Source organism: Citrobacter sp. CFNIH10 (assembly GCF_002934585.1).
Taxonomy (GTDB): domain Bacteria; phylum Pseudomonadota; class Gammaproteobacteria; order Enterobacterales; family Enterobacteriaceae; genus Citrobacter_A; species Citrobacter_A amalonaticus.
Genome location: NZ_CP026216.1, coordinates 2,287,379 through 2,310,507 on the forward strand (window position 1 = coordinate 2,287,379; position 23,129 = coordinate 2,310,507).

The window sequence follows — 23,129 nt, forward strand, 5'->3', positions numbered from 1 at the left end:
ACAATCAGGATAACTATTTTTAACAATCCTCTACTATTGCGGTGTTATTTTGCGCTGAGGTCGTAATGAAAGAGGTGGTGATCGTCGGGGCGTTGCGTACGCCAATTGGTTGTTTTCAGGGGACGCTGGCGCGTCATTCTGCCGTTGAACTGGGCAGTATGGTGGTCAAAGCGTTGATTGAAGGCAGCGGCGTGAATGCGCATGCCGTTGATGAAGTGATCCTCGGACAGGTGTTGACGGCGGGGGCGGGACAAAACCCGGCGCGTCAGTCAGCGATCAAAGGGGGATTACCGAACACGGTTTCTGCTATCACCATTAACGACGTCTGCGGCTCGGGGCTGAAAGCGCTGCATCTTGCCACGCAGGCGATCCAGTGCGGTGAAGCGGATATTGTGATTGCCGGTGGGCAAGAGAACATGAGCCGTGCGCCACATGTACTCACCGACAGCCGAACCGGCGCGCAACTGGGCAACAGCCAGCTCGTCGACAGCCTGGTACACGACGGCCTGTGGGATGCCTTCAATGATTATCATATGGGTGTGACCGCAGAGAATCTGGCGCGTGAATATGGCATCAGCCGGGAACTGCAGGATGCGTATGCGCTCAGTTCACAGCAAAAGGCACGCGCGGCCATCGATGCTGGTCGCTTTAAAGCGGAAATCGTCCCGGTCACCACCCAGCGTAATGGGCAAACCGTGATCATTGATACCGATGAGCAGCCGCGTACGGATGCCAGCGCAGAAGGCCTGGCGCGTCTGGATCCGGCGTTTGAACTGCAGGGGTCGGTAACCGCCGGCAATGCCTCTTCTATAAATGATGGCGCGGCAGCGGTAATGATGATGAGCGAGTCCAAAGCGCTGGAGTTGAACCTGCCTGTGCTGGCGCGCATCCGCGCCTTTGCCAGCGTCGGCGTGGATCCTGCGTTGATGGGGATCGCCCCCGTGTATGCCACTCGCCGTTGTCTGGAGCGGGTCGGCTGGCAACTGGCCGATGTGGATCTCATTGAAGCAAATGAGGCGTTTGCCGCCCAGGCGCTTTCGGTCGGCAAAATGCTGGAATGGGACGAGCGACGGGTGAACGTCAACGGCGGCGCGATTGCCCTTGGCCACCCGATTGGCGCTTCCGGCTGTCGTATTCTGGTTTCTCTGGTTCACGAAATGGTCAAACGTAATGCCCGCAAAGGTCTGGCAACGCTGTGCATTGGCGGCGGGCAAGGCGTGGCGTTAGCCATTGAGCGCGATTAACGACTCTTTTTTCTCCTCTTCACTCCCCCCGTTATGCCGCACGATAATCGTGGCGGCATGGCTGCGTTTTGTTTCTCCTTCCTTCTGATTTTCGCGTTAAGCGAATGAACTGACAGCCGTTTACCCGCAAGTCAGGGCGTCGAAAACTCAGGGGTAACGCCTATTTCCTTGTTTTTCTATACCATTTTCCTCCTGCTCTTAATCACAGAATGAATCGATCGTGATCGGAATTACACTTTTGATAATAAGATGCAGAAAAAGTGAAACGATGTTTTATTTGTAATTGAAAACGGATCCCCGGAAGACTATCATGGGTGCATAACGTAAAACGGAACAGCGTTTCGCTCTCCGTTGAGGGATTCCCGCTCAGTACATCACTGGAGGTAAATGTGGACGTAAGACAAAGTATTCACAGCGCGCACGCCAAAACACTGGATACCCAGGGGCTACGCAAGGAGTTTTTGGTTGAGAAAGTGTTCGTGGCTGACGAATACACGATGGTTTACAGCCACATTGACCGCATCATCGTCGGTGGCATTATGCCGGTGGCAAAAACGGTCTCCGTTGGCGGTGAAGTCGGTAAACAGCTTGGCGTAACCTATTTTCTGGAACGTCGAGAACTGGGTGTGATCAACATCGGCGGCGCGGGCACTATCACCGTCGACGGTCAATGCTATGAGATCGGCCACCGCGATGCGCTGTATGTTGGCAAAGGGGCGAAAGAAGTGGTTTTCGCCAGCGTCGATAGCGCAACGCCAGCCAAGTTTTATTATAACTGCGCACCGGCGCATACCACGTATCCCACCAAAAAAGTGACGCCTGCTGATGTCGCGCCTGTGACATTAGGTGACAATCTCACCAGCAACCGTCGCACCATCAATAAATATTTCGTGCCGGATGTACTGGAAACCTGCCAACTGAGTATGGGCCTTACCGAACTGGCACCGGGCAACCTGTGGAACACCATGCCGTGCCACACCCATGAACGCCGTATGGAAGTGTACTTCTATTTCAATATGGAAGAAGACACCTGTGTCTTCCATATGATGGGGCAGCCTCAGGAAACGCGTCATATCGTTATGCATAACGAGCAGGCCGTCATTTCGCCAAGCTGGTCGATCCATTCCGGGGTGGGCACCAAAGCCTATACCTTCATCTGGGGCATGGTCGGTGAAAACCAGGTCTTTGATGATATGGACCACGTTGCGGTGAAAGATCTGCGTTAGTCGCGGGCGCTCATAACGCCTGTCCGTGACAGGTATGAAAAACTAAGGATTTACAATGATTTTGAATGCATTCTCTCTCGAAGGTAAAGTCGCTGTCGTGACCGGTTGTGATACCGGTCTGGGCCAGGGCATGGCGCTCGGTCTGGCGGAAGCGGGCTGTGATATCGTCGGGATTAACATCGTTGAACCGACCGAAACCATTGAGCTTGTGACCGCTCTGGGCCGTCGTTTTTTGAGTCTGACCGCCGATCTGCGTCAGATCGACGGGATCCCGGCACTGCTGGAGCGTGCGGTTGCTGAGTTCGGCCATATCGATATTCTGGTCAACAACGCGGGTCTGATCCGCCGCGAAGACGCGATCAATTTCAGCGAAAAAGACTGGGATGACGTGATGAACCTGAACATCAAGAGCGTGTTCTTTATGTCTCAGGCGGCGGCCAAACACTTCATCGCACAGGGTAACGGCGGCAAAATCATCAATATCGCCTCCATGCTCTCCTTCCAGGGCGGTATCCGCGTCCCGTCTTACACCGCTTCCAAAAGTGGCGTAATGGGGGTGACCCGTCTGATGGCGAACGAGTGGGCGAAGCACAACATCAACGTCAACGCGATTGCACCGGGTTACATGGCGACCAACAATACCCAGCAACTGCGCGCCGATGAGCAGCGTAGCGCTGAAATCCTCGACCGTATCCCGGCAGGACGTTGGGGTCTGCCGAGCGATCTGATGGGGCCGGTGGTCTTCCTGGCCTCCAGCGCATCTGATTACATCAACGGCTATACCGTGGCGGTTGACGGTGGCTGGCTGGCACGTTAATTCGCGCCCGCTTGCTGACAAAACCCTGCCTTCGCGCAGGGTTTTTTTATTGATGAAATCAGGCGTTGAGAAAATCTTCGCGAACCGGCGTAAAGGTATCCAGCAGTGTTCCCGGCTTCAGGCAGACACAGCCGTGAACAATATTTGGCTGCTTATACAACGTATCCCCCGCGCGTACCACCTGCTTCTCGTCACCGATAGTAAATTCAAATTCACCGGATAACACGTAGGTCAGTTGTTCATGTGGATGGTGATGCAGCGGGCCAATCGCCCCTTGCTCAAAGTTAACCTCGACAGCCATCAGTTTGCCGTTATGCGCGAGGATACGGCGAGTGACGCCATTACCCAGATCGTCAAGCGTCGTCTCGTTATGGAAAACAAACATGTGGGATCCTATTGTTTGAAACAATGTTTCATTAAAGCTAACTCAGGTGCGTGGCAAAGAAAATGGGAGATCAAATGAACTGGAAACTTGATCACAAGTTTGCTTCACTGCTGTAAATCACTGATGAAGGAGCAGGTAATGAAGACGATCGGCTTGTTGGGCGGGATGAGTTGGGAATCGACCATCCCGTACTACCGGTTAATTAACGAAGGGATCAAACAACAACTGGGTGGGCTTCATTCTGCGAGTCTGCTGTTGCACAGCGTTGACTTCCACGAGATCGAAGCGTGCCAGAGTCGCGGTGAGTGGGATAAAGCCGGAGACATTCTTGCGCAGGCCGCGATCGGGCTGCAGCAGGCGGGGGCGGAAGGGATCGTCTTATGTACCAACACGATGCACAAAGTGGCGGAGGCCATTGAATCGCGCTGCTCGCTGCCTTTTTTACACATTGCTGATGCGACCGGGCGCGTCATCTCCGCACAGGGAATGCGCCGGGTTGCGCTGTTGGGAACGCGTTACACTATGGAGCAGGATTTTTATCGCGGCCGCCTGGAACAACAGTTTGCCATTGAGTGCCTGATACCCGATGCGGATGCGCGGGCGACGATCAACCAGGTCATCTTTGATGAGCTTTGCCTCGGACAGTTTACCGAAGCGTCACGTCAGTACTATGTGGAAGTGATTGAAGCCCTGGCGGCACAGGGGGCTGAGGGCGTCATTTTTGGCTGCACGGAGATTGGTCTGTTGGTGCCGGTGGAGCGTAGCCCGATCCCGGTGTTTGACACCGCCGCGATCCATGCCGCAGACGCCGTGACGTTTATGCTGTCGTAACCGGCCCGAGGATCTGCTCCAGCGCTGTCACCAGGAGGTGATGGCGGGTTTGCAGATGATGGCTGAAGGCCTCGACCAGCGCGGAGGCGGGTCGATGGATGGGACGCACCAGGCTGACGGTAAACGGCACGGAAATACTGAAACGGCGCACCACCACGCCACTCGCCGCATAATCCAGAGCGGTGAACGGGTTTACCACCGAAAGACCGGCTCCGGCGCGCACCATGGCGCACACTGACGCCGCGCTGTGAGTCTCCACCACCATCCGCCGTTTAACGTCGTGCTCATTAAACAGGGTGTCCAGCAGTTGCCGATAACTGTCCGTGCGCGACAGGCTGATGTAGTTCTCCCCCTGAAAATCCTGCGGCGTTAATACTGACTTTTCCGCCAGCGGATGCCCCGGCGGCAGCACGCAGACTTCATCAAGCGAGAAGAGCTCCGTACGTTCAGTACCAGCAGGCGTGTGCAGTGTTTCCGTCAACCCCAGATCGTGGCGCTGGGCAGAAAGCCACTCTTCAAGCAGCGGTGACTCCTGCGGGACAATATTCAGGCTGACGTCCGGATAGCGGGCGAGAAACGGCTGAATCAACGTGGGCAGCAGCGACTGCGAAAAGACCGGCAGGCAGACTATCGACAGTTCCCCCTGGCGAAACTCCCGCAGGCTTTCCGCTGCGCTGACGATCCTGTCCAGCCCGTACCAGGATCGCTGGACTTCTTCGAACAGACGCAACCCCTGAACCGTCGGATGCAGGCGACCGCGCGTACGTTCGAACAACGTTAATCCCAGCACTTTTTCAAAGCGCGCCAGTTCACGGCTGACGGTGGGTTGTGACGTATGCAGCAACCGCGCGGCTTCGGTCAGGTTTCCGGCGGTCATGACCGCATGAAAGATTTCAATATGACGTAAGTTAACGGCAGCCATCATCACCTCGCAGGATTAAAACCATATCATTTTTGCATAGAGTAGGTATAAAACGATATTTTTTATTCTCTTCGTACTGTGGCGTAATCATAAAAAACGTCATGTCCGGAGCCTGTTATGCCTCATTCACTGTATTGCACCGATACCGATCTCACCGCAGAAAACCTGCTCAGGTTGCCAGCCGAATTTGGTTGCCCGGTCTGGGTTTACGACGCGCAGATCATCCGTCGTCAGATTGCGGCACTGCAACAGTTTGATGTGGTGCGCTTCGCGCAGAAGGCCTGTTCCAATATTCATATTCTGCGCTTAATGCGTGAACAGGGCGTTAAAGTGGACTCCGTATCGTTAGGCGAAATTGAGCGTGCGCTGGCGGCGGGATATGATCCGCAAACGCATCCGGATGACATCGTATTTACTGCCGATGTGATTGATAACGCCACCCTGGCCCGCGTCAGCGAATTACGCATTCCGGTCAACGCCGGTTCCGTTGATATGCTCGATCAGCTTGGACAGGTCTCTCCGGGCCATCGCGTCTGGCTGCGCGTTAATCCGGGCTTTGGTCACGGCCACAGCCAGAAAACCAATACCGGCGGCGAAAACAGCAAACACGGTATCTGGCATACCGATTTGCCGCAGGCGCTGGCGGTGATGCAGCGCCATCAACTGAATCTGGTGGGTATCCACATGCATATAGGTTCAGGTGTTGACTATGGTCATCTGGAGCAAGTGTGCGGCGCGATGGTGCGTCAGGTGGTGGATTTCGGCCAGGATCTGGAGGCGATCTCCGCCGGCGGCGGTCTGTCGATCCCTTATCACGATGACGAAGAGGCGGTGGATACCCGGCATTACTTTGGTCTGTGGAATGCCGCGCGCGAGCAGATCGCCCGTCATCTGGGGCATCACGTAAAGCTGGAAATTGAGCCAGGACGTTTTCTCGTCGCTCAGTCAGGCGTGCTGGTCACTCAGGTTCGCAGCGTGAAGCAGATGGGCAGTCGTCATTTTGTGCTGGTGGATGCGGGCTTTAACGATCTGATGCGCCCGGCAATGTATGGCAGTTATCACCATATTACCGCGCTGGCGGCGGATGGTCGTTCACTGGAGAACGCGCCGCGGGTCGACACGGTCGTCGCAGGACCGCTGTGTGAATCCGGCGACGTCTTTACCCAGCAGGAGGGCGGCAAGGTGGAAACCCGCGCGCTGCCAGCGGTGGTGCCGGGCGATTATCTGGTGTTGCATGATACCGGCGCCTACGGCGCCTCAATGTCGTCGAACTACAATAGCCGTCCGCTGCTGCCGGAAGTATTATTTGACAACGGTCAGGCGCGACTGATTCGCCGTCGCCAGACCATTGAAGAGCTGTTGGCGCTGGAAGTGTTTTGATTTCTTGTCGGGCGGCGGCTTATCCGAGCTGCGGAGTTACCGTCGTCTGCAGGCCTGATAAGCGAAGTGCCATCAGGCCTTGCGTCGCGCAGATAGCGTTACGATTTATGCCTTAAAATACGGCCCGGTGGTGACCGAATCACGCAACACCAGCGTGCCGGTAAAGGGCGGGATCGGTTCAATTTCTTCGCCATTGACCATGCGGATCGCCTGATCGATGGCTGTGGTGATCATCGTGTCGATGGGGAGATAAACCGTCGACAATCCCGGTTCAAGCCATTTTGCACTCGGCGCATCGTCAAACCCAAACAGCGACACATCCTGCGGAATGTTAAGCCCGGCCTGGTGCAGGGCTTTCGACGCACCCAGCGCCATGTCGTCGTTACAGGCAAACAGGGCGCTGAACGTTACCCCTTCCTGCAACAGTTCATTACAGGCGTCATAGCCGCGCGTCATGCTGGAATCACCATATTTCACCTTCGCCGGATCCCAGTCGATACCGTTTTTTTCCAGTGCCTTGCGATAGCCCATCAGACGCGACTTCCCGGTCGGGGTGTGTCCCGGTACGGTAATACAGGCTATCTCGCGATGTCCTTGCGAAATCAGGTAATCCACCGCCTGAAATGCCGCGTCTTCCTGTTCAAAAAAGATGGCGCGTTCGCGGGCCAGGCTGACATCGCGGTTAATGATAATCAACGGCATCGTGATCGAATCCGCCAGCGCGAGGATCGCTTTTTCGCTCATGTAACGGGTGTAGAGAATGATGGCGTCGCACTGTCGATCGGCCAGCATCTGCACCGCTTCTTGTTCGCGCTCCGGCGTATCGTGACCATCGGTCACAATCAACTGCTTGCCGTGAGATTCAGTCTGCCGCGAGGCCTGCTGTAGCAGGCGGCCAAAGTAGAAGCCATCAAAGGTCGACACAACCAGCCCAATGCTGTTGCTGGTTCGGTTCGCCAGCGAGCGGGCCAGAAAGTTCGGACGATAATCCAGCGCCTGCATCGCCTTAAACACTTTCTGACGAGTACTTTCTTTGACCTGACCGGTGCCGTTCAGCACACGAGAAACGGTGGCTTTCGAGACACCGGCACGACGGGAAACATCCAGCATTGTTATCATGACGCGATCCTGATTACTCGTTTGATGACGCATTGCCCGGCTCCGCTGGCGTCGTCACGGAATGGCGACGAACCAGGGTAGGGCTGAAAACATGGGTGACATCCGGTAGCGGGCGCTTTTCCGCCAGCGCGAGCGCCAGTTCTGCGGCCTGTGTCGCCATTGTCACGACAGGATAACGCACGGTAGTCAGGCGCGGACGAACGTAGCGCGAAACCAGCACGTCATCAAAGCCTATCAGCGAGATCTCTGCCGGGACGTCCACACCATTATCATTTAGCACGCCCATCGCGCCAGCGGCCATGGAGTCGTTATAACAGGCCACCGCGGTGAAGTTTCTGCCGCGGCCTAACAGTTCGGTCATCGCCTGCTCACCGCCGCTTTCGTCCGGTTCGCCAAACGTCACAAGGCGATCGTTGACCGGGAGATGGCTCTCTTCCAGAGCATCGTAATAGCCTTTGAGACGATCTTCCGCATCCGAAATAGAGTGATTCGAGCAAAGGTAGCCAATGCGCGTGTGGCCCTGTTGGATCAGATGACGGGTCGCCAGCCAGGCGCCGTAGCGGTCATCCAGCGCCACACAGCGCTGTTCAAAACCGGGCAGGATCCGGTTGATTAGCACCATGCCGGGCATTTGCTTCATTAATGATGCCAGGTCGGCATCCGGGATCATCTTGGCGTGAACGACGAGCGCCGCGCAGCGGTGACGAATAAGCTGCTCGATTGCCTGACGCTCTTTTTTTTCATTATGGTAGCCGTTGCCAATCAGTAAAAAATTGCCGGTGTTATAGGAGACCTGCTCGACGGCTTTCACCATCGCGCCGAAAAAAGGGTCAGAAACATCACCAACCACCAGACCAATCGTTTCGGTGGACTGCTGCGCGAGCGCGCGCGCATTCGCATTGGGATGGTAGCTGAGCGACTCCATCGCACTGGCCACCGCCAGGCGCGACGCCTCGCTGGCTTTGGGGGAATCATTGATGACGCGGGAAACGGTGGCGACTGATACACCAGCCAGTCGGGCTACATCCTTTATGGTCGCCATGACAGTACCTATTGTGGGTAAACGCTTACATTCTGTCAGTGTTACGGAAAACGGCTGCTGGTTCAAGCAGATTGCCTGTTGCGACGCGGCAAATGTGAGCAAAATCCTTGGAATTACGCCAAAAATCGAATGATGCAAACCATTAGTTACACTTTGCGAAGGGCTGTTGCGATTGTTCGCTGGCGACGCTTCCTGGCAGCTTGATAAAGTTGAGATCCCAGAGGTATTGATAGGTGAAGTCAACTTTCGGGTTGAGCACACGAATTACACCAACCTGCGCAGTCGCGCAGGTTTTTTTTTACTATTTCGGCAATCTGTAACAGTAAGCGAGAATTTACACAACTGGTTGCATTTCCCTTCATTCCTTTGCGTTTTCGCGCTGGCGAAGCGGTCATGCACAGACCACAATCAAGATCCCAGAGGTATTGATTGGTGAGATTATTCGGTACGCTCTTCGTACCCTGTCTCTTGCACCAACCTGCGCGGATGCGCAGGTTTTTTTTCGCCCCGAGTTTACTGTCGCTCCTGTTGCCTTGTTCGTGTAATCTGCCACCATTATTTTACCGAATCGTGCGCAAAGGGAGTTGAAATGTTATTTGGCTTTTTCCGTAACCTGTGCCGCGTGCTCTATCGGGTACGCGTGACGGGGGATATGCAGGCGTTGCGGGGAGAACGCGTCTTAATCACCCCCAACCATGTCTCGTTTATCGACGGCATTCTGCTGGCGCTATTTCTACCGGTACGTCCGGTGTTTGCGGTTTACACCTCGATTAGTCAACAGTGGTACATGCGCTGGTTAACCTCGCTGATCGATTTTGTGCCGCTCGACCCAACGAAGCCGATGGCGATTAAACATCTGGTTCGACTGATTGAGCAGGGTCGCCCGGTGGTGATTTTCCCGGAGGGGCGCATTTCGGTGAGCGGCTCGCTGATGAAAATCTACGACGGTGCCGGATTTGTCGCCGCGAAATCTGGCGCGACGCTAGTACCGGTACGGATTGAAGGTGCAGAACTCACCCATTTCAGCCGCCTGAAAGGGCTGGTGAAACGCCGCTTCTTCCCGCGGATCCACCTGCATGTTTTACCACCAACCCATCTGCCTATGCCCGATGCGCCGCGCGCGCGCGATCGCCGTAAAATCGCCGGTGAAATGCTGCATCAGAAAATGATGGAAGCACGGATGGCGGTGCGTCCGCGCGAAACGCTGTATGAATCGCTGCTGGCGGCGATGTACCGTTATGGCGCGGGCAAGCACTGTATCGAAGACATCAACTTCAAGCCGGACAGCTACCGACAGTTGCTCACTAAGACGCTTTTTGTCGGGCGTATTCTGGAAAAATACAGCGCGGAAGGCGAAAAAATTGGCCTGATGCTGCCCAATGCCGCGATCAGCGCGGCGGTGATTTTCGGCGCGGTGTCTCGCCGTCGTATCCCGGCAATGATGAACTACACGGCGGGCGTCAAAGGGCTGACCAGCGCTATCACCGCTGCGGAAATCAAAACCATTTTTACCTCCCGCCAGTTCCTGGATAAAGGCAAACTCTGGCACCTGCCGGAGCAACTGACGCAGGTTCGCTGGGTCTATCTGGAAGATCTCAAAGCCGATGTGACCACGGCGGACAAACTGTGGATCTTTGCGCACCTGCTGATGCCGCATCGGGCGCAGGTCAAGCAGCAGCCGGAAGAGGCGGCGGTGATCCTCTTTACCTCGGGTTCCGAAGGTCATCCCAAGGGGGTGGTGCATAGCCACAAAAGCCTGCTGGCTAACGTCGAGCAGATAAAAACCATTGCTGACTTCACCGCCAATGACCGTTTTATGTCGGCACTGCCGCTGTTTCACTCGTTCGGTCTGACGGTAGGGCTTTTTACGCCGCTGCTCACCGGCGCTGACGTGTTCCTCTATCCCAGCCCGCTGCATTACCGCATTGTGCCGGAACTGGTTTATGACCGGAACTGCACGGTGCTGTTCGGTACCTCCACGTTCCTCGGCAACTATGCGCGTTTTGCCAATCCGTATGATTTCTATCGTCTGCGCTATGTGGTGGCGGGAGCGGAGAAACTCCAGGAGAGTACAAAACAGCTCTGGCAGGATAAGTTTGGTCTGCGGATTCTCGAAGGCTATGGCGTAACGGAGTGTGCGCCCGTGGTTTCGATTAACGTCCCGATGGCGGCGAAGCCTGGTACCGTTGGGCGGATCCTGCCCGGCATGGACGCGCGTCTGCTGGCGATCCCGGGTATTGAAGAGGGCGGTCGTTTGCAGTTGAAAGGGCCAAACATCATGAACGGTTATCTGCGCGTGGAAAAACCGGGCGTACTGGAGGTGCCGGTGGCGGAAAACGCCGCCGGGGAACTGGAGCGCGGCTGGTATGACACCGGCGATATCGTGCGCTTTGATGAGCAAGGATTCGTGCAAATTCAGGGACGCGCCAAACGCTTTGCGAAAATTGCCGGTGAAATGGTCTCTCTGGAGATGGTTGAGCAACTGGCGCTCGGCGTGTCGCCGGAAAAAATGCACGCGACGGCGATCAAGAGCGATGCCAGCAAAGGCGAAGCGCTGGTGCTCTTTACCACCGATAGCGAGCTGACGCGTGATGTATTACAGCAGTATGCCCGTGCGCACGGCGTGCCAGAACTGGCGGTGCCGCGCGATATCCGTTACCTGAAGCAACTCCCGTTACTCGGCAGCGGTAAGCCGGATTTCGTGATGCTGAAAAGTTGGGTTGATGATCCGGAAAAACAAAATGCCTGAGTCAGTACATACCAATACCTCTGTCTGGTCGAAAGGAATGATGTCGGTTATCGCGGCGCAGTTTCTCTCTGCGTTTGGCGATAACGCCCTGTTGTTTGCCACGCTGGCGCTGCTGAAGGAACAGTTCTATCCGGACTGGAGTCAGCCGATTCTGCAAATGGTGTTTGTGGGCGCGTACATCCTGTTTGCGCCGTTTGTGGGGCAGATCGCTGACAGCTTTGCCAAAGGCCGGGTGATGATGTTCGCCAACGGCCTGAAACTGCTGGGGGCGGCAACGATCTGTTTTGGCTTCAATCCGTTTATCGGCTATACGCTGGTGGGGATTGGCGCGGCGGCTTACTCGCCGGCCAAATACGGCATTCTGGGGGAACTGACGACCGGCGATAAGCTGGTGAAAGCGAACGGCCTGATGGAAGCATCCACGGTTGCGGCGATTCTGCTTGGCTCGGTGGCGGGCGGCGTGCTGGCCGACTGGCATGTTATTGCCGCGCTGGTTGTCTGTGCGCTGGCCTACGCCGGAGCGGTGGTGGCGAACCTGTCTATTCCCAAACTGGCTGCCGCTCGTCCTGGGCAGTCCTGGCATCTGATGAAAATGACTCGCAGTTTCTTCTGCGCCTGCGTTTCACTGTGGCGCAACGGCGAAACGCGTTTTTCGCTGGTGGGCACCAGTCTGTTCTGGGGGGCGGGAGTCACGCTGCGTTTTCTGCTGGTCCTGTGGGTACCGGTGGCGTTAGGCATTACCGATAACGCCACGCCAACCTACCTGAACGCGATGGTCGCGATCGGTATTGTGGCCGGGGCCGGAGCTGCTGCCAGACTGGTCACGCTGGATACCGTGGTGCGTTGTATGCCAGCAGGGATCCTGATTGGCGTCGTGGTGCTTATTTTTTCTCTTCAACACGCGCTGTTGCCTGCCTATGCGCTACTGATGCTGATCGGTGTGCTGGGCGGTTTCTTTGTCGTGCCGCTGAATGCGTTGTTGCAGGAGCGCGGTAAAAAGAGCGTCGGGGCGGGTAATGCGATCGCGGTACAGAACCTCGGTGAGAACAGCGCGATGCTGTTGATGCTGGGGCTCTACTCGCTGGCGGTGTGGGTAGGAATTCCGGTTGTCGCCGTGGGTATCGGTTTTGGCGGTCTGTTTGCGCTGGCGATAGCGGCGCTGTGGATCTGGCAGCGCCGCCAGGCATAATCAACGCGCCGGAATTCCTCCGGCGCGCTTCTGTTACGGTGCAGGATAGGTGTAAACCTGATGCACCGCTTCAATCTCTGCCAACACCTCTTCGCTTAATTCGAGATGCAGACTCTCGACGTTGGTTTTCAGCTGTTCCATGGTGGTGGCGCCCAGCAGTGTACTGGCAACAAACGGTTGACGACGAACGAATGCCAGCGCCATCTGCGCCGGATCAAGGTTATGCCGTCTGGCGATATCGACATACGCCGCCACGGCTTTTTGCGTCTGCTCGCCGCTGTAGCGGGTAAAGCGGCTAAACAGTGTATTGCGCGCACCGGCAGGTTTCGCGCCATTCAGGTATTTACCGGTCAGCGTGCCAAATCCCAGGCAGGAATAGGCCAGCAGTTCGACGCCTTCATACTGGCTCACTTCCGCCAGCCCCACTTCAAAGCTGCGGTTGACCAGGCTGTAAGGGTTCTGGATGGTGACAATGCGCGGCAGATCATGCTTATCCGCCAGATGCAGATAACGCATCACGCCAAAGGCCGTTTCATTCGAGACGCCAATGTAGCGGATTTTGCCCGCCCGCTGGAACTCGGCCAGCGCATCCAGCGTATCCAGTAGCGACACCACCGGCGCGGCGTCGCTCCAGCTATAGCCGAGTTTGCCAAAACAGTTGGTAGGGCGCTGCGGCCAGTGAACCTGGTAAAGGTCCAGATAATCGGTTTGCAGACGTTTCAGGCTGTCGTGCAGCGCTTCACGAATGTTTTTACGATCCAGTGCCTGATTCGGGCGAATACTGTTGTCATTATTGCGCGACGGGCCGCTCACTTTGGAGGCGACAATCAGCTTTTCTCGATTGCCATATTTGGCCAGCCAGTTTCCGACGTAAGTTTCGGTAAGCCCCTGGGTTTCCGGGCGTGGCGGGACCGGGTACATTTCGGCCACGTCGATCAGGTTAATGCCGTTGGCGACGGCATAGTTGAGCTGTGCATGTGCGTCGGCTTCGCTATTTTGTTCACCAAACGTCATTGTGCCCAGCCCCAGTGTACTGACTTCAAGCGAGCTGTGGGGTATACGGTGATATTGCATAGCCGTTTCCTTTTTATAATCACGACATAAGGATTATAAAAATGGCTGAGGGAAGGGAAAAAGGGAAGAAAAATTGTTAAGGCCAGCAGCGCGGCTGACCTCAATCTTCAACGTTCAATGATTTGAGAAACGTCGTCGCGGTTAATTTGCATGGCGTTGCCCTGCTGGTCGTGGTAGCTCACCAGACCGGTATCGTCATCAATTTCGGGTTTCCCGTCGGTCAGGATCATCCGACCATCTTTGGTCGCCATGACATAATCGCTGCTACAACCGGAAACAGCAAAAGCCAGTCCTACTGCGGAAATTATCACTGCCCATTTTTTCATCCATTTATCCTCACGTGGCCTGCGTCTGATAACAGTCTAGTAATAACCTGAAGTTGTGGGCAGGAAAAGCAGGAAAATCTTAATCTGAGAGGAGAAAAAGGGAGAGGTTCGCTCCCCGCAGGGAGCGAAAAGGACAATTACAGCGGGTTCTTTTTGTTTCGCAACAAGTTCAGGCTCTCAACCGCAATCGAGAAGAACATGGCGAAATAGATGTAACCCTTCGGCACGTGAACGTCGAAGCTTTCCAGGATCAGGGTGAAGCCCACCAGAATCAGAAACGACAGCGCCAGCATCTTCACGGACGGGTGCCTGTCGACAAACTCGCCTATAGGACGCGCCGCAAACATCATTACGCCAACGGCAATTACCACCGCCGCCATCATGATGAACAGATGATCGGACAAGCCAACCGCCGTGATCACCGAGTCCAGACTGAAGATAATGTCGAGCAGCATGATCTGCACGATGGCCCCCAGAAAGGAGCTGACGCGCATGTTCACCCCTTCTTCTTCACCTTCAATGGATTCGTGGATCTCCTTACTCGCTTTCCAGATCAGGAACAATCCGCCGAGCAGAAGGATCAGGTCGCGGGCGGAAATGGCTTCACCAAACACCTCGAACAGCGGATTGGTCAGCCGGGTCACCCAGGCGATGGAGGCCAGCAGCGCCAGTCGCATGATCATCGCCGCTGCGAGACCGAGACGACGGGCGTGCGCACGTTGCGCAGTCGGGAGTTTTGCAACCACCAGTGAGAGGAAAATAATATTATCGATCCCAAGCACGATCTCCAGCAGCGTCAGCGTACCGAGCGCAAGCCAGGCGTTAGGATCGGTTATCCATGCAAATAACATTGAACAAAGTCCTGCCAAAAAAAGAAACGCTAATTATATGCTTCCCGGACACAAGGCGAAAGTCTAACGCTGCTGTAACAAAAAGTGGCGTTCCAGCAGGGCGCGCGTGAAGTTCTTTTTCAGGTAAAAACCACGCGGCAACGTCAGTATTGGCTCGCCCTGGGCGCCGATCGCCTCGGTGAGCGCTTTGGCGTTTGCCGCCTTCGGTCGTAGTTGTAAAAATTCGCCATGGCGGGCAGTGATACGTTCAACCTGACCGAGCACAATCATGTCCATTAATTCTTCCCAGTCGAGCCGTAACTGACGGTCTTCTTCTTCATCAGGGCTCCACAGTACTGGCGATCCCACCCGCCGCTGCGCGAGGGGAATGCTGCGTTCGCCTTCTACCGGGATCCACAGTACCCGCTTCAGTTTGTGTCGTACGTGACTGGTTTCCCACGTCACGCCGCTGTTTCCGGTCAGCGGTGCAACGCAGACAAAGGTGGTTTCAAGCGGCCGGCCGAGGCTATCCACAGGAATGGTTTTCAATTCGACGCCTAATGCGGCGAAATCCTGTTCAGGCTTACTTCCGGCGCTGGCCCCCAACCAGAGTTCCAGTAATACGCCGATCCAGCCTTTGTCCCGCTTGAGATCTTTCGGTGCAACAATACCTGCCATCGCCGCCAGTTCGCCCAGCGAATAGCCCGAAAGCTGCTGCGCTTGCTGGAGCAGAAGGGCTTCAGATTTCGGTGGAAAGCGTAAAGGATGGAGTCCGGACATGGCGTTACACCTTAGGTGAAAAAATGAACAAGGATTTTATACCGTGAGAAAGAAGTTTATCGTTTTCCACATGTCATATTCAATGTCATGATTTATATTGGTTTTTAGTTTCTGACGTCACGTGTTGCGCAACACAAGAATGGGTTTTCCATTTCTGGTCACTGAATTTAAACAGGATCTTACACCATGTTATCCACAGAAAGATGGGATAACTGTGAAAAACCCCGACTACTGTTTCCATTTACAGCCTTGACGTGCGACAAAAATCGAATTTTCACACAATTTGTGTTTAACTTATTGGCACAATCTGTGGATAAAGTCGGCGCTGTTCGATCTTTCATCAGCCTGAGGATCGTCAGTGTGATGGCTATCACCTTTTTGCCTGGTTATCGCTAAAGCGAGCCAGTAACCTCATGAATAAAAGAAAATATTTTTTTCACCCTCTTGTCCGTTTATTCAGACTGTTCCGGGTTTTCCCGGAGTAATTCCGTACTTCTTCACAACTCTATCCACAGAAAAGGTGAATAAAATCGCCCGAATGGGTGAGTGTCTGTTTATAACTTTGTCTTTAACTGTGAGTTATTCAATTGTTATTAGATGCACACCGCCGTAACTCAGTGGTTTACCGTCTGTCAGGAGTGTGAAACAATCATTCTCATATAAGGTTTATGTTGAGGTAGTCCGGTGATTGATGACGATGGCTACCGCCCAAATGTAGGTATCGTAATTTGTAATCGTCAGGGGCAAGTGATGTGGGCCCGGCGGTTTGGTCAGCACTCCTGGCAGTTCCCACAGGGTGGGATAAATCCAGGAGAATCAGCAGAACAGGCGATGTACCGGGAACTGTTTGAAGAAGTAGGGTTAAGCCGTAAAGATGTGCGAATCCTTGCCTCTACTCGCAACTGGTTGCGTTACAAGTTACCGAAACGTTTGGTGCGTTGGGATACAAAGCCGGTGTGTATCGGCCAGAAACAAAAGTGGTTTCTTTTGCAGTTGATGAGCGGGGACGCGGAAATCAATATGCAAACCAGCAGCACTCCTGAGTTTGACGGCTGGCGTTGGGTAAGTTACTGGTATCCGGTCCGGCAAGTGGTTTCATTTAAACGCGATGTCTACCGCAGGGTGATGAAAGAGTTCGCAAGTGTTGTGATGGCGCTTCAGGAAGCGACGCCAAAACCGCAAAATACACCTGCTTATCGACGTAAAAGAGGTTAAGCCACGCAAATTATGCTCACCCGCCTGCGCGAAATAGTCGAAAAGGTGGCCAGTGCTCCGCGTCTTAATGAAGCGCTGAATATTCTGGTTACTGACATCTGTCTTGCGATGGATACAGAGGTCTGCTCGGTTTATCTGGCCGATCATGACCGACGTTGTTATTACCTCATGGCGACGCGGGGGCTTAAAAAACCGCGCGGTCGTACTGTCGCACTCGCATTTGATGAAGGTATCGTCGGCCTGGTTGGCAGGCTGGCGGAACCTATTAACCTCGCTGATGCGCAAAAACACCCCAGTTTTAAATACATCCCCTCGGTAAAAGAAGAACGCTTCCGTGCCTTCCTCGGGGTGCCGATCATTCAGCGTCGTCAACTGCTGGGCGTCCTCGTTGTACAGCAGCGCGAACTGCGCCAGTACGATGAAAGCGAAGAATCTTTCCTGGTGACACTTGCCACGCAGATGGCAGCGATTCTGTCACAATCTCAGCTTACCGCCCTGTTCGGCCAGTATCGCCAGACTCGAATTCGTGCGCTACCGGCGGCGCCGGGCGTGGCGATTGCCGAAGGCTGGCAGGATGCGACGCTACCGCTGATGGAGCAGGTGTATCAGGCCTCGACGCTGGATCCCGCTCTGGAGCGTGAGCGCCTGACCGGTGCGCTGGAAGAGGCGGCAAATGAGTTTCGCCGTTACAGCAAGCGGTTTGCCGCTGGGGCGCAGAAAGAGACCGCCGCGATATTCGATCTCTATTCGCACCTGCTTTCCGATGCCCGCCTGCGACGCGAGCTGTTTGCCGAAGTGGATAAAGGGTCTGTGGCCGAATGGGCGGTCAAAACGATCATCGAAAAGTTTGCCGAACAGTTTGCCGCGCTGAGCGACAACTATCTCAAAGAGCGTGCAGGCGACCTGCGTGCGCTGGGCCAACGCCTGCTGTTCCATCTCGATGATTCCATACAAGGGCCAAATGCCTGGCCAGAACGCTTCGTGCTGGTGGCTGATGAACTCTCGGCCACCACGCTGGCGGAACTGCCGCAGGACCGGCTGGCGGGCGTTGTTGTCCGCGACGGGGCGGCCAACTCCCATGCCGCGATCATGGTCCGTGCCATGGGGATTCCCACCGTGATGGGCGCCGATATTCAGCCATCGGTGCTGCACCGGCGTACGTTGGTGGTGGATGGCTACCGCGGTGAGCTGCTGGTCGATCCTGAACCGGTATTGATCCAGGAATATCAGCGGCTTATCAGCGAAGAGAACGAGCTCAGCCGACTGGCGGAAGATGACGTCAATTTACCCGCACAGCTGAAAAGCGGTGAGCGGATCAAAGTAATGCTGAACGCGGGACTCAGCCCGGAACATGAAGAAAAGCTGGGCAGTCGTATCGACGGCATTGGCCTGTATCGCACCGAAATTCCCTTCATGCTGCAAAGCGGTTTCCCTTCGGAAGAAGAGCAGGTGGCGCAGTACCAGGGCATGTTGCAGATGTTTAATGACAAGCCGGTGACGTTACGAACGCTGGATGTTGGCGCGGACAAACAGCTGCCGTACATGCCAATCAGCGAGGAGAATCCCTGCCTGGGCTGGCGAGGCATTCGCATTACGCTCGATCAGCCGGAAATCTTCCTTGTCCAGGTGCGGGCGATGCTGCGCGCCAATGCGGCGACGGGCAACCTGAGTATTCTGCTGCCGATGGTAACCAGTATCGATGAGGTGGATGAAGCGCGCCGCCTGATTGAACGTGCGGGCCGCGAAGTGGAAGAGATGATTGGGTACGCGATCCCGAAACCGCGTATCGGCATCATGCTGGAAGTACCGTCGATGGTCTTTATGCTGCCGAATCTGGCGAGTCGTATCGATTTTGTCTCCGTCGGGACTAACGATCTGACCCAGTACGTGCTGGCGGTGGATCGCAACAATACGCGCGTTGCCAGCATTTATGACAGTTTGCATCCAGGAATGCTACGCGCGCTGTCGATGATTGCGCAGGAAGCTGAGCGTAGCGATATCGACCTGCGCGTATGTGGCGAAATGGCGGGCGATCCGATGTGCGTCACCATCCTGATTGGACTGGGTTTTCGCCATCTTTCAATGAACGGTCGCTCTGTGGCGCGCGTAAAATACCTGCTGCGTCGCATTGATTACGAAGAGGCAAAAATCCTTGCCCAACGCAGCCTTGAGGCACAACTGGCAACGGAAGTGCGCCATCAGGTGGCAGCGTTTATGGAGCGTCGCGGCATGGGCGGCCTGATTCGAGGGGGGTTGTAAAAGCGCTATACAGATCTTTTACATCTTCCCGACAGCCTCACAGAACCTCGTATGCTATCATTCGCTCCTTTGGAGCGCCTGTAAGTAGTGGGTGCGCATATCGCTTGCTGAATTTTTTCAGCGAAATAACAAGAACTTGTGGTGACAGATGACCAGTAGCTATCTGCATTTTCCGGAATTCGATCCGGTCATTTTCTCAATTGGACCCGTCGCACTTCACTGGTACGGTTTAATGTATCTGGTCGGCTTTATTTTCGCGATGTGGCTGGCGACGCGCCGAGCCAACCGTCCGGGCAGTGGCTGGACCAAAAATGAAGTCGAAAACTTACTTTATGCAGGTTTCCTCGGGGTCTTCCTCGGGGGGCGTATTGGCTATGTATTGTTCTATAACTTCCCGCTGTTCCTGGATAATCCGCTGTACCTGTTCCGCGTCTGGGACGGAGGTATGTCCTTCCACGGTGGGCTGATTGGTGTGATTCTGGTGATGATTATCTTCGCCAAACGCACGAAGCGCAGTTTCTTCCAGGTCTCTGATTTTATTGCGCCACTGATCCCCTTTGGGCTGGGGGCCGGGCGTCTGGGCAACTTTATCAATGGCGAACTGTGGGGCCGTGTCGACCCGAATTTCTCTTACGCCATGCTGTTTCCCGGGTCGCGCACTGAAGACATTCTGCTGCTGCAAACCAACCCGCAATGGCAATCTATTTTTGATACCTACGGCTCTTTACCGCGCCATGCGTCTCAGCTCTATGAGATGGCGCTGGAAGGCGTAGTGCTGTTTATCATTCTTAACCTGTTTATTCGTAAACCGCGTCCGATGGGGTCAGTCTCCGGGCTGTTTTTGATTGGTTACGGCGCGTTTCGTATCATTGTTGAATTCTTCCGTCAGCCGGATCAGCAGTTCACCGGTGAATGGGTACAGTACATCAGCATGGGACAGATCCTCTCGATTCCGATGATTGTCGCTGGTGTGATCATGATGGTTTGGGCCTATCGCCGTCGCCCACAGCAACACGTTTCCTGAGGAACCATGAAACAGTATTTAGAACTGATGCAAAAAGTGCTGGATGAAGGCACACAGAAAAACGACCGTACCGGAACCGGAACGCTTTCCATTTTTGGTCATCAGATGCGTTTTAACCTGCAGGAAGGATTCCCGCTGGTGACGACAAAACGTTGCCACTTGCGCTCCATCATCCACGAGCTGCTGTGGTTTCTGCAAGGTGACACCAACGTGGCCTATCTGCACGACAATAACGTCACCATCTGGGACGAATGGGCGGATGAAAACGGCAACCTGGGCCCGGTGTATGGCAAACAGTGGCGCGCCTGGCCAACGCCGGACGGTCGCCACATTGATCAGATCACGACGGTGCTGAACCAGTTGAAAAATGATCCTGATTCGCGCCGTATTATCGTTTCGGCGTGGAACGTCGGCGAACTGGACAAAATGGCGCTGGCACCATGCCACGCGTTCTTCCAGTTCTATGTCGCGGACGGCAAGCTCTCTTGCCAGCTGTATCAGCGCTCCTGCGACGTGTTCCTCGGCCTGCCGTTTAACATCGCCAGCTATGCGTTGCTGGTGCATATGATGGCGCAGCAGTGCGATCTGGAGGTCGGCGATTTCGTCTGGACCGGTGGTGACACGCATCTGTACAGCAACCACATGGAGCAGACGCATCTGCAACTGACTCGCGAACCGCGCGCACTGCCGAAACTGGTGATTAAACGTAAACCTGATTCCCTCTTCGATTATCGCTTCGAAGATTTTGAAATCGAGGGTTACGACCCGCATCCGGGGATAAAAGCGCCGGTTGCTATCTGACGGCTTTATCCTGTCATAACCGACGCCTTTGCGCGTCGGTTTTTTTTACCCAAATTTTGTTTTTTCGGCGCGGGTTCCTGAAATGATGCAATCTGCTGTAACAGAGTAAATTTCTTTCGTAACGCGCCGAAAAACCTGAATTCTCGCCTCGTGTTAACCTCCCGACGCGTCATACTGCCGCCATGAATACACAGCAGGGCTATACGCTCATCGAAACGCTGGTTGCGATGCTTATTATTATCAGCCTGAGTGCAACAGGACTCTATGGTTGGCAGCAGTGGCAGCAACAGCAACATCTCTGGCAGACCGCCTGTCAGTTGCGCGATTTCTTGCTGCAGCTACGGGAAGATGCCAACTGGCATAACCGCGATCACATCATTACCGCCATCAAGGAGGACGCGTCATGGTGTCTTGTCAGTTCGACAGCCTCACGAAATACCTGTACGCCGCGCTCGGCGTTCGTTTTTGTGCCGCTCTGGCACGATGTCGAGCTCGTCGGGATTACAGCTTCACTGACGTTTTATGGTCAGCGCAATACCGCGTGGCCGGGGAATATCCGACTGAAAAATTCGACAGGCGAATGGCGGGTAGTGGTTTCACCGTGGGGACGGATCCGCTTGTGCGAGCGCGACGATACCCAGGGTTGTCGGTGAGTGAACGCGGTTTCTCTCTGCTTGAGGTGCTGATTGCAATGGCGATCAGCAGCGTACTGTTGCTGGGAGCCGCCCGTTTTTTACCGGCATTACAGCGCGATATTTTGCAGCAGACCCGCAGACTCGCGCTGGAGGATGACATGTGGCAGCGGGTGTACACCATTGCGAAACACCTCCAACGCGCAGGATATTGCCACGGTAGCTGTAGTGGTGATGGAGTAAACATTACCAACGCGGGACAGTGTGTCATCGTTCAGTGGGACGCCAACGCGAATGGCGTCTGGGAAAGCGAGCCGGTAAAGGAAGCTGAACAAACCGGGTTTCGCCTGAATGATAACGTGCTGGAGACGCAGCGCGGCGCGAAAACGTGCAGTGGAAAAGGATGGGATAAAATGACCGATCCTGACGTCGTACACATTACGGCATTTGAGGTTGTGCCTCAGGATATCGCGGGCTTTGCACCCGAATTGACCATACATCTGCGCGGCATTAGCCGGAGGGATCCGCAAACCGTGGTCGATGCACGCTACAGCGTTACCGGGTTTAATTTATGAACCACGAACTGGGCGTCTCCTCTCTGGCGCTGGTTCTGCTGCTGTTGGTCCTCGGCAGCTTACTGTTGCAGGGCGTTAACCAGCAGCAGAGCAGTTTTGCTTCACGGGTGACGATAGAAAGTCAGGCTCTGCAACGCCAGGCTGTCGTACAGTCAGCCATGGAGTGGGGCAGGATGCAGCCATGGTCGATAAGCTCGGATAAACCGTGTCGGTACTACGGGGATGCCAATGTCCCCGTCTGCCTGCGCAGACTCGCCAACAGTCGCGCTTTGCTTATTGCCAGCTATCAGGGAACCTCCCTATGGCGAGAAGGCGAGCAACAGGAGGAAAACGTCGTCTTTTCTCTTCATGGCTGGAGCGATTTCTGTCCGCTACGGGAGGTCGCGCTATGCCAGCTCCCCTGAGCCGCCAGTGCGGATTTAGCCTGCCAGAGGTGATACTGGCAATGGTTCTTATGGTGATGGTGGTGACGGCGCTTTCCGGATACCAGCGCGCGCTAATGAACGGTTTTTTCATCAGGAGCCAGTACCTGCAACTCTGGCGTCAGGGCTGGCAGCAGACGCAACTGCGTTCGTTTTCGCCACCTGTTAACTGGCAGGTTAACCGGATGCAGACAACGCAGGCGGGATGTGTCAGCATCAGCGTTACGCTATCTTCACCTCAGGGCAGGCAGGGGAAAATGACGCGCCTGCACTGCCCAAACCGTTAG

General features: G+C 55.0%; 23 protein-coding genes. 15 read left to right on the forward strand and 8 right to left on the reverse strand.

Going from position 1 to position 23,129, the window contains the following annotated elements; genetic code table 11:
- Positions 1-65: 65 nt before the first annotated feature.
- The 3 genes from C2U53_RS14525 (at position 66) to kduD (ending at position 3,287) form a co-directional block, all read left to right on the forward strand.
- Positions 66-1,244 carry an acetyl-CoA C-acetyltransferase gene (locus tag C2U53_RS14525; RefSeq protein ID WP_042999458.1) on the forward strand — a complete coding sequence of 393 codons (1,179 nt, stop codon included), beginning with the start codon at positions 66-68 and terminating at the stop codon, positions 1,242-1,244.
- Positions 1,245-1,633: 389 nt separating this feature from the next.
- Positions 1,634-2,470 carry a 5-dehydro-4-deoxy-D-glucuronate isomerase gene (gene kduI, locus C2U53_RS14530; RefSeq protein WP_042288966.1) on the forward strand — a complete coding sequence of 279 codons (837 nt, stop codon included), beginning with the start codon at positions 1,634-1,636 and terminating at the stop codon, positions 2,468-2,470.
- 55 nt (positions 2,471-2,525) lie between these two features.
- Positions 2,526-3,287, forward strand: a complete 762-nt coding sequence (kduD, locus tag C2U53_RS14535; RefSeq protein WP_104446048.1) for a 2-dehydro-3-deoxy-D-gluconate 5-dehydrogenase KduD — start codon at positions 2,526-2,528, stop codon at positions 3,285-3,287.
- A 58-nt stretch (positions 3,288-3,345) separates the two neighbouring features.
- Here the strand turns inward: kduD and C2U53_RS14540 are convergent, their stop codons facing one another.
- A complete protein-coding gene (locus C2U53_RS14540) occupies positions 3,346-3,672 on the reverse strand; it encodes a cupin domain-containing protein (protein ID WP_042999460.1) in 327 nt (108 codons plus the stop codon).
- A 138-nt stretch (positions 3,673-3,810) separates the two neighbouring features.
- Between C2U53_RS14540 and C2U53_RS14545 the strand changes: the two genes are divergently transcribed.
- Positions 3,811-4,503, forward strand: coding sequence for an aspartate/glutamate racemase (locus C2U53_RS14545; RefSeq protein ID WP_044254171.1), 693 nt, complete (start codon positions 3,811-3,813; stop codon positions 4,501-4,503).
- Here C2U53_RS14545 and C2U53_RS14550 read toward each other — a convergent pair.
- A complete protein-coding gene (locus C2U53_RS14550) occupies positions 4,490-5,425 on the reverse strand; it encodes a LysR family transcriptional regulator (RefSeq protein ID WP_042999462.1) in 936 nt (311 codons plus the stop codon). The two genes, C2U53_RS14545 and C2U53_RS14550, sit on opposite strands and share 14 nt — an antisense overlap.
- Positions 5,426-5,542: 117 nt before the next feature.
- Here C2U53_RS14550 and lysA point away from each other — a divergent pair, with 117 nt between their 5' ends.
- Entirely contained in the window at positions 5,543-6,805 is a 1,263-nt protein-coding gene (lysA, locus tag C2U53_RS14555) for a diaminopimelate decarboxylase (RefSeq protein WP_054176839.1), read from the forward strand.
- A gap of 105 nt (positions 6,806-6,910) precedes the next feature.
- Here the strand turns inward: lysA and C2U53_RS14560 are convergent, their stop codons facing one another.
- Positions 6,911-7,924: a LacI family DNA-binding transcriptional regulator gene (locus C2U53_RS14560; RefSeq protein WP_044254291.1), complete on the reverse strand. Its 1,014-nt coding sequence runs from the start codon at positions 7,922-7,924 to the stop codon at positions 6,911-6,913.
- A 13-nt stretch (positions 7,925-7,937) separates the two neighbouring features.
- Positions 7,938-8,966: an HTH-type transcriptional regulator GalR gene (gene galR / locus C2U53_RS14565; protein ID WP_042999464.1), complete on the reverse strand. Its 1,029-nt coding sequence runs from the start codon at positions 8,964-8,966 to the stop codon at positions 7,938-7,940.
- 589 nt (positions 8,967-9,555) lie between these two features.
- Between galR and aas the strand changes: the two genes are divergently transcribed.
- Complete coding sequence (gene aas / locus C2U53_RS14585; protein WP_104446049.1) at positions 9,556-11,715, forward strand: bifunctional acyl-ACP--phospholipid O-acyltransferase/long-chain-fatty-acid--ACP ligase; 2,160 nt, start codon at positions 9,556-9,558, stop codon at positions 11,713-11,715.
- A complete protein-coding gene (gene lplT, locus C2U53_RS14590) occupies positions 11,708-12,904 on the forward strand; it encodes a lysophospholipid transporter LplT (RefSeq protein WP_104446050.1) in 1,197 nt (398 codons plus the stop codon). Before aas ends, lplT begins: the two co-directional genes overlap by 8 nt.
- A gap of 33 nt (positions 12,905-12,937) precedes the next feature.
- On the opposite strand, the gene C2U53_RS14595 is transcribed toward lplT, so the two are convergent.
- From C2U53_RS14595 to mutH, 4 genes are all read right to left on the reverse strand, one after another.
- Positions 12,938-13,978 (reverse strand): NADP(H)-dependent aldo-keto reductase, encoded by a 1,041-nt coding sequence (locus C2U53_RS14595; protein WP_042999467.1) that lies wholly within the window; start codon positions 13,976-13,978, stop codon positions 12,938-12,940.
- 107 nt (positions 13,979-14,085) lie between these two features.
- Entirely contained in the window at positions 14,086-14,304 is a 219-nt protein-coding gene (ygdR, locus tag C2U53_RS14600) for a lipoprotein YgdR (RefSeq protein ID WP_000758655.1), read from the reverse strand.
- Positions 14,305-14,441: 137 nt separating this feature from the next.
- Entirely contained in the window at positions 14,442-15,155 is a 714-nt protein-coding gene (locus tag C2U53_RS14605) for a TerC family protein (RefSeq protein WP_042999468.1), read from the reverse strand.
- A 63-nt stretch (positions 15,156-15,218) separates the two neighbouring features.
- Complete coding sequence (gene mutH, locus C2U53_RS14610) at positions 15,219-15,914, reverse strand: DNA mismatch repair endonuclease MutH (RefSeq protein WP_042999469.1); 696 nt, start codon at positions 15,912-15,914, stop codon at positions 15,219-15,221.
- A gap of 684 nt (positions 15,915-16,598) precedes the next feature.
- Between mutH and rppH the strand changes: the two genes are divergently transcribed.
- From rppH to C2U53_RS14655, 8 genes are all read left to right on the forward strand, one after another.
- Positions 16,599-17,129 carry an RNA pyrophosphohydrolase gene (rppH, locus tag C2U53_RS14620; protein WP_042999471.1) on the forward strand — a complete coding sequence of 177 codons (531 nt, stop codon included), beginning with the start codon at positions 16,599-16,601 and terminating at the stop codon, positions 17,127-17,129.
- Between the two features lie 12 nt (positions 17,130-17,141).
- Positions 17,142-19,388, forward strand: a complete 2,247-nt coding sequence (gene ptsP / locus C2U53_RS14625; protein ID WP_044254183.1) for a phosphoenolpyruvate--protein phosphotransferase — start codon at positions 17,142-17,144, stop codon at positions 19,386-19,388.
- Between the two features lie 148 nt (positions 19,389-19,536).
- Positions 19,537-20,412 carry a prolipoprotein diacylglyceryl transferase gene (gene lgt, locus C2U53_RS14630; protein WP_042322421.1) on the forward strand — a complete coding sequence of 292 codons (876 nt, stop codon included), beginning with the start codon at positions 19,537-19,539 and terminating at the stop codon, positions 20,410-20,412.
- Positions 20,413-20,418: 6 nt separating this feature from the next.
- Positions 20,419-21,213: a thymidylate synthase gene (gene thyA / locus C2U53_RS14635; RefSeq protein ID WP_042999473.1), complete on the forward strand. Its 795-nt coding sequence runs from the start codon at positions 20,419-20,421 to the stop codon at positions 21,211-21,213.
- A gap of 182 nt (positions 21,214-21,395) precedes the next feature.
- A complete protein-coding gene (locus tag C2U53_RS14640; protein ID WP_104446051.1) occupies positions 21,396-21,866 on the forward strand; it encodes a prepilin peptidase-dependent protein in 471 nt (156 codons plus the stop codon).
- A complete protein-coding gene (locus C2U53_RS14645; RefSeq protein WP_042999475.1) occupies positions 21,857-22,420 on the forward strand; it encodes a prepilin peptidase-dependent protein in 564 nt (187 codons plus the stop codon). The genes C2U53_RS14640 and C2U53_RS14645 overlap by 10 nt, the downstream gene beginning before the upstream one ends.
- Positions 22,417-22,824 (forward strand): DUF2509 family protein, encoded by a 408-nt coding sequence (locus C2U53_RS14650; protein WP_104446052.1) that lies wholly within the window; start codon positions 22,417-22,419, stop codon positions 22,822-22,824. Before C2U53_RS14645 ends, C2U53_RS14650 begins: the two co-directional genes overlap by 4 nt.
- Positions 22,809-23,129 (forward strand): prepilin-type N-terminal cleavage/methylation domain-containing protein, encoded by a 321-nt coding sequence (locus C2U53_RS14655; protein ID WP_054176844.1) that lies wholly within the window; start codon positions 22,809-22,811, stop codon positions 23,127-23,129. Before C2U53_RS14650 ends, C2U53_RS14655 begins: the two co-directional genes overlap by 16 nt.